Origin of the sequence: Streptomyces sp. NPDC020362 (assembly GCF_040642095.1) — a bacterium.
Classification (GTDB): Bacteria; Actinomycetota; Actinomycetes; order Streptomycetales; family Streptomycetaceae; genus Streptomyces.
This window is the reverse complement of the sequence record NZ_JBFAET010000003.1, coordinates 163,341-169,788: the sequence shown is the minus strand read 5'-3', so window position 1 is coordinate 169,788 and position 6,448 is coordinate 163,341. Positions and strand designations below refer to the sequence as shown.

Annotated in this window: 6 protein-coding genes; 3 read left to right on the top strand and 3 right to left on the bottom strand. The window is 71.4% G+C overall.

Going from position 1 to position 6,448, the window contains the following annotated elements; translation table 11 throughout:
* Nucleotides 1–97: 97 nt before the first annotated feature.
* Nucleotides 98–433, bottom strand: coding sequence for a hypothetical protein (locus AB0H32_RS02810; RefSeq protein ID WP_361113155.1), 336 nt, complete (start codon nucleotides 431–433; stop codon nucleotides 98–100).
* 140 nt (nucleotides 434–573) lie between these two features.
* Here AB0H32_RS02810 and AB0H32_RS02805 point away from each other — a divergent pair, with 140 nt between their 5' ends.
* Nucleotides 574–1,758, top strand: a complete 1,185-nt coding sequence (locus AB0H32_RS02805; RefSeq protein ID WP_361113152.1) for a pyridoxal phosphate-dependent aminotransferase — start codon at nucleotides 574–576, stop codon at nucleotides 1,756–1,758.
* 111 nt (nucleotides 1,759–1,869) lie between these two features.
* Here the strand turns inward: AB0H32_RS02805 and AB0H32_RS02800 are convergent, their stop codons facing one another.
* Nucleotides 1,870–2,400, bottom strand: a complete 531-nt coding sequence (locus AB0H32_RS02800) for a YbjN domain-containing protein (protein ID WP_361113149.1) — start codon at nucleotides 2,398–2,400, stop codon at nucleotides 1,870–1,872.
* Nucleotides 2,401–2,538: 138 nt separating this feature from the next.
* Between AB0H32_RS02800 and AB0H32_RS02795 the strand changes: the two genes are divergently transcribed.
* Nucleotides 2,539–3,042 carry a hypothetical protein gene (locus AB0H32_RS02795; RefSeq protein WP_361113146.1) on the top strand — a complete coding sequence of 168 codons (504 nt, stop codon included), beginning with the start codon at nucleotides 2,539–2,541 and terminating at the stop codon, nucleotides 3,040–3,042.
* Between the two features lie 3 nt (nucleotides 3,043–3,045).
* Here the strand turns inward: AB0H32_RS02795 and clpB are convergent, their stop codons facing one another.
* Entirely contained in the window at nucleotides 3,046–5,643 is a 2,598-nt protein-coding gene (clpB, locus tag AB0H32_RS02790; protein ID WP_361113143.1) for an ATP-dependent chaperone ClpB, read from the bottom strand.
* A 150-nt stretch (nucleotides 5,644–5,793) separates the two neighbouring features.
* Between clpB and AB0H32_RS02785 the strand changes: the two genes are divergently transcribed.
* Nucleotides 5,794–6,207: a TIGR03618 family F420-dependent PPOX class oxidoreductase gene (locus AB0H32_RS02785; protein WP_361113185.1), complete on the top strand. Its 414-nt coding sequence runs from the start codon at nucleotides 5,794–5,796 to the stop codon at nucleotides 6,205–6,207.
* Nucleotides 6,208–6,448: the final 241 nt, after the last annotated feature.

The window sequence follows — 6,448 nt, the reverse complement described above, 5'->3', positions numbered from 1 at the left end:
ACCTGCGGCACCTGTGGAAGATGAGCGACACCGGCTCCGCTTCGGTCGGGGTGGAGCCCGGCGGGCGCCCGAGAGCGGGAAGCTCAGCTGCCCCGTGTCAGCTGCCTCCGCCGCATCCGCCCCCACCACCGCACGAGGAGCCCCCGCCGCAGGACGAGTGACCGCCGCACGAGTGACCGCCCCCGCAGGAGTGATGGCCACCGGAGTGGTGTCCGCCCGAGTGGTGGCCGCCGGACGACGAACCGCCGTCTGCCCCGCCGGCCCACCAGCTGCTGCTGCCCGCGCTGTACGACGACGAGCGGTACGCCCCGTTCCGCCCGCGGCCCTTGCCGAGCGAGGGCCCGGCCTGCCGCTTCCGGCGGATCTTGCTCACCATCGTCAGCACGACCACAGCCGCTGCCAGCATGATGAGTTCGATCGCGGTGTCACTCATGGCGTCCCCCACCTTCCGTTCCCCCGAAGCGGCCCCCGTGGACGCCTCGTCCCTTGCCGCCTCTCGTGCGGTGAGCGAGGAATTCCCGGCCCCCGGCAGGCTCAAAGCAGAGTTGAGGAACTCCAGAGCTTGGGCGCAGGATGACCGGCATGACCTCCAGCGCGCGTCCGCACCTCAACCGCCGTCTCGCCGAGTTCGGGACGACGATCTTCGCCGAGATGTCCGCCCTCGCCGTGGCCACCGGGTCGATCAACCTGGGGCAGGGCTTCCCGGACACCGACGGCCCCGAGGAGGTCCGGGAGGCCGCCGTGCGGGCGCTGCGCGACGGGCGTGGCAACCAGTACCCGCCGGGTCCGGGCGTCCCCGAGCTGCGCACCGCGATCGCCGCGCACCAGCTGCGCCGCTACGGGCTGGCGTACGACCCCGACACCGAGGTGCTGGTGACCGCCGGCGCGACGGAGGCCATCGCCGCCTCCCTGCTGGCGCTCGTCGAGCCGGGTGACGAGGTCGTGGCCCTCGAGCCGTACTACGACTCCTACGCGGCGAGCATCGCGATGGCGGGCGGCCGGCGGGTGCCGGTGACGCTGCGGCCCGACGGCGGCGGTTTCCGGCTGGACCTGGACGAGCTGCGCGCGGCGGTCACGGACCGCACACGGCTGCTGCTGATCAACACCCCGCACAACCCGACGGGTACCGTCCTCACGCGCGCGGAGCTGGCCGCGATCGCGGAGCTGGCGGTGGAGCGCGACCTGCTGGTGGTGACGGACGAGGTCTACGAGCACCTGGTCTTCGACGACGCCGAGCACCTGCCGCTGGCCACGTTCCCGGGGATGCGGGAGCGCACGGTCACGATCGGCTCGGCCGGCAAGACGTTCTCCTTCACCGGCTGGAAGGTCGGCTGGGTGACGGCCGTGCCGGAGCTGGTGAGCGCCGTGCGCGCGGTGAAGCAGTTCCTCACCTACGTCTCCTCGGGGCCCTTCCAGTACGCGGTGGCCGAGGCGCTCGCGCTGCCCGACGCCTATTTCGACGGCTTCCGCCGGGACATGCTCACGCGCCGGGACATCCTCGCCCAGGGGCTCGCCGAGGCGGGCTTCGAGGTCTTCCGGCCGGCGGGCACCTACTTCATCACCACCGACATCCGTCCCCTCGGCGAGAAGGACGGCTTCGCCTTCTGCCGCGCCCTGCCGGAGCGGGCGGGCGTGGTGGCCATCCCCAACGCGGTCTTCTACGACGACCGGGAGGCCGGGGCGCCGTTCGTGCGGTTCGCGTTCTGCAAGCGCGAGGAGGTGCTGCGGGAGGCGGCTCATCGGCTGCGGGGGCTGTGAGCGCGAGAGCGGAGAACGGCCCGTCCGGTGTCCGGGGACGAGGCCGTCCGGGCCGAAGCGCGGGCCCGGGGGCGGCAGCCCCCGGGCCTCAGCTGCAGCAGGGGGCCGGGATCACTCCTCGTCGCCGTCCTGCTCCTCCGTGTCGTTGACCTCCTGCTCCAGGCCCAGCTGCTCCACCAGCCACCGGTCGAACTCGATCGCGGCCCGCACCCAGCTGACCGTGGAGGAGACGAAGTGGTTGAGGTCGACACCGGTGCCGATCAGCATCTGGGCCTCGCCGATGAGGCGGACGGTGCCGTCGTCATGGGTGTGCGTGTACACCTTGGGCCACAGGGTGCGGCGGTTCCAGTCGTCGATGGACTCCAGCAGCTGCGGCTTCTCGTCGATCTTGTGGGGGCGGTCGTAGAAGGTCCGCACCGAGAAGACCGCCTGTTCGGCCTCCCCGCGGAACATGAAGTACGTGCGGAACAGCTCCCACGGCGCAGCGAGGTCACCCTCCTCGTCGACGACGTACTTCAGCTCCATCTGGTCGAGGAGCTGCTTCACGAGGTCCTGATCCGGGACGACGGGGCCCGCCGGCCCTTGGGGCTGCGGCTCGGGCTGGCCCCCGAAGTTCGGAATCGAGGACGGGTCGATGGTCACCGTGTTTTTCCCTTCGTGCGGATTCCGCCATCCTCCCCCATGCGGGGAGGGGGGTGGCAAGCCCCGGCGGGGCCTGTCAGCCCTCGGCTGACATGATCCTCCGGTCCGGCGGAGGATCGGCGAGCGACGGGGGTCGGGATGGCGGCGCGCAAGCGGAGGCGGTGGGGCCTGATCACGGCGATCGCGGCACTTCCCGCGCTGGGCGTGATCTGGCTGGGCGTGACGGTGGTGAGGTTCGCGACCTCGGACCATCCGCTGGGCGGGGGCCCGGAGAAGGTGCCCTGCGCCGAGGCGCTCGCCTTCGGCGGGGCGAAGCTGCCGGACGGGGCGTACGACACCGGGTGCACGGTGCAGGCCTGGCTGGACACCGACTACACGGCCGGCTTCCGGATGCCGCGGGACGGCGTGCGCGACTGGCTGAGGACCACATATCCGAACGCGCCGGGGCCGAAGACGGAGCACTGCTACCCGGACTCCGTCGACCTGTGTCTGCACCTGGAGTTCGAGAAGGGCTACGCGAACTACGCCGGCGAGGTCCCGGGCGCGTCCGACCCGGGCTTCGGCGCGTACGCGCTGGACGTCGACGTGACGTACGAGGGCCCGGACCGGGCCCTCGTACGGTTCTTCGCGTTCACCACGTGAGCGTCACAGGCTCTTCCCGGTCGCCGGGCCCACGATCAGGCCCTCGCCGAAGCGGTCCACCCGGACCGTGTCGCCGTCCTTGATCCCGCCGGAGAGGATCTCCCTGGCGAGGCGGTCGCCGATGGCGCTCTGCACGAGGCGGCGCAGCGGGCGGGCGCCGTAGGCCGGGTCGTTGCCCTCGTCGGCGAGCCAGGCCAGCGCCGCAGGGGTGATCTCCAGGGCGAGCCGGCGCTCGGCCAGGCGCTTGGCCAGCCGGTCGATCTGGAGCTGTGCGATCCGGGCCAGCTCGTCCTTGGCCAGCGCGGAGAAGACCACCAGGTCGTCGAGGCGGTTGAGGAACTCGGGCTTGAAGGAGGCCCGGACCACCTCGAGGACCTGCTCCTTCTTCTCGTGCTCGCTGGTCGTCGGCTCGACCAGGAAGTGGCTGCCCAGGTTCGACGTCAGCACGAGGATCGCGTTGCGGAAGTCGACCGTGCGGCCCTGCCCGTCGGTGAGGCGGCCGTCGTCCAGCACCTGGAGCAGGATGTCGAAGACCTCGGGGTGGGCCTTCTCCACCTCGTCCAGCAGCACCACGCTGTACGGGCGCCGCCGCACCGCCTCGGTGAGCTGGCCGCCCTCCTCGTAGCCGACGTAGCCGGGGGGCGCGCCGACCAGGCGGGCGACGCTGTGCTTCTCGCCGTACTCCGACATGTCGATGCGGACCATGGCCCGCTCGTCGTCGAAGAGGAAGTCGGCGAGCGCCTTGGCGAGTTCGGTCTTGCCGACACCGGTCGGGCCGAGGAAGAGGAAGGACCCGGTCGGCCGGTCGGGGTCGGCGATTCCGGCCCGCGCGCGGCGTACCGCGTCCGACACGGCCCGTACGGCCTCGCTCTGGCCGATGAGCCGCTTGCCGAGTTCGTCCTCCATGCGCAGCAGCTTCTGCGTCTCGCCCTCCAGCAGGCGGCCGGCCGGGATACCGGTCCAGGCGGCGACGACGTCGGCGATGTCGTCGGAGCCGACCTCCTCCTTGACCATGGTGTCCTTGGCGACCTCCTCCTCGGCCTCGGAGGCGGCCTCCAGCTCCTTCTCCAGTTCCGGGATCTCGCCGTAGAGCAGCTTCGCGGCGGTGTCGAAGTCGCCGTCGCGCTGGGCGCGTTCGGCCGTGCCGCGCAGCTCGTCGAGCTTCTCCTTCAGCTCACCGACCCGGTTGAGGGACTGCTTCTCCTTCTCCCAGCGGGCGGTCAGGCCGCGCAGCTCCTCCTCCTTGTCGGCGAGGTCGCGGCGCAGCTTCTCCAGGCGTTCGCGGGAGGCCGGGTCGGTCTCCTTGGCGATCGCCAGCTCCTCCATCTTCAACCGGTCGACGGAGCGCTGGAGTTCGTCGATCTCGACGGGCGAGGAGTCGATCTCCATGCGCAGCCGGGAGGCGGCCTCGTCGACCAGGTCGATGGCCTTGTCGGGCAGGAAGCGGGAGGTGATGTAGCGGTCGGACAGGGCGGCGGAGGCCACCAGCGCGCTGTCCGCGATCTGCACCTTGTGGTGGGCCTCGTACCGGCCCTTGAGTCCGCGCAGGATGGCGATGGTGTCCTCGACGGTCGGCTCGGCGACCAGCACCTGCTGGAAGCGGCGCTCGAGGGCGGGGTCCTTCTCGATCCGCTCCCGGTACTCGTCCAGCGTGGTGGCGCCGACCATGCGCAGTTCGCCGCGGGCCAGCATCGGCTTGAGCATGTTGCCCGCGTCCATGGCGGAGTCCCCGCCCGCGCCGGCGCCCACGACGGTGTGCAGCTCGTCGATGAAGGTGATGATCCTCCCGTCGGAGTCCTTGATCTCGGCGAGCACGGTCTTGAGCCGCTCCTCGAACTCGCCGCGGTACTTGGCGCCCGCGACCATCGCGCCGAGGTCGAGCGAGACGAGCCGCTTGTCCTTGAGCGACTCGGGCACGTCGCCCTTCACGATCCGCTGGGCGAGCCCCTCGACGACGGCGGTCTTGCCGACGCCGGGCTCCCCGATGAGGACCGGGTTGTTCTTCGTACGACGGGAGAGCACCTGGACGACCCGCCGGATCTCCTGGTCACGGCCGATGACGGGGTCGAGGCGGCCCTCGCGGGCCGCGGCGGTGAAGTCGGTACCGAACTTCTCCAGGGCCTTGTACTGGCCCTCGGGGTCGGCGGTGGTCACGCGGCGTCCTCCCCTGGCCTTCTGGAAGGCCTCCTGCAGCTTCTTCGCGTCGGCGCCCTGCCGCTCGAGCACCTCACCGGCCGCGCCGCCCTTCGCGGCGATGCCGATCAGCAGGTGCTCGGTGGACAGGTACTCGTCGCCGAGCGCCTTCGCCCGCTCGGAGGCGTCCGCGATCACGGCGAGCAGCTCGCGGTTGGGCTGCGGCGGCGCCACGGTGGAGCCGGCCACGCTGGGCAGCCCGGCCAGCACCCGCTCGGCACCCGCCCGTACGGCGGCCTGGTCGGCCTCGACGGCGGCCAGCAGGTCGGTGATGTTCTCGTTGTCCTGCCCCGCGAGCAGCGCGAGCAGCAGGTGGGCGGGGGTGAGGTCCGGGTGCCCCGCGGTCACGGCCCGGTTGCCGGCCGTGCTGATCGCGTCCCGGCTCCTGTTGGTCAGCTCGGCGTCCACGTTCGCGTTCTCCTCCTCGGCGCCGGCCCGTCGGCCGGGCCTCTCCCATGTCTCCCACTGCTGACTTAAGCAGCGTACACAAAGTTGAGTCTATTCCACTCAAGGCTGGCCTCGGGAGGTTCTGCGGCTAGGTTGCGGCCCATGACTGCCATGACCTCGTACTCCGTGGACCCGGTCACCCCGGACGAGCCGTACCTCGCCTTCTGGCGGGAGCGGCATCTGTGCACCCTGACGACCCTGCGTCCCGACGGCAGCCCGCACGTGGTGCCGGTCGGGGTGACGTACGACCCCGAGGCGGGGCTGGCCCGGGTGATCACGAACGGGACCAGCGCGAAGGTGTCCCACATCCGCGCGGCCGGCCCCGGGGGCGCGCGGGTCGCGGTGTGCCAGGTGGACGGGCGACGCTGGGCCACGCTGGAGGGCCGGGCGCGGGTGCGGAGCGATGCGGAGCGGGTCGCGGAGGCGGAGCGGCGCTACGCCGAGCGCTACCGCCGCGTCCCCGGCGAGAACCCTTCCCGGGTGGTGATCGAGATCGAGGTGGAGCGGGCGCTGGGGCGGGGCTGAGACGAGGAGGTCGACCGGCTGGTTTCAGCCACCACCAAGAAGAGGTCAGCCGGTTGGTTTCAGCCACCGGCAAGAAGAGGTCAGCCGGTTGGTTTCAGCCACCGGCAAGAAGAGGTCAGCCGGTTGGTTTCAGCCACCGTGAAAGCGCTCCCATACATCGAAATGTCGCCACAAACTGCAGCGGGGGGGCCCGGTTTTTGTGTAGGGGGGGGCGCCGGGGGGGGGGGGCCCGGAGCGGTTT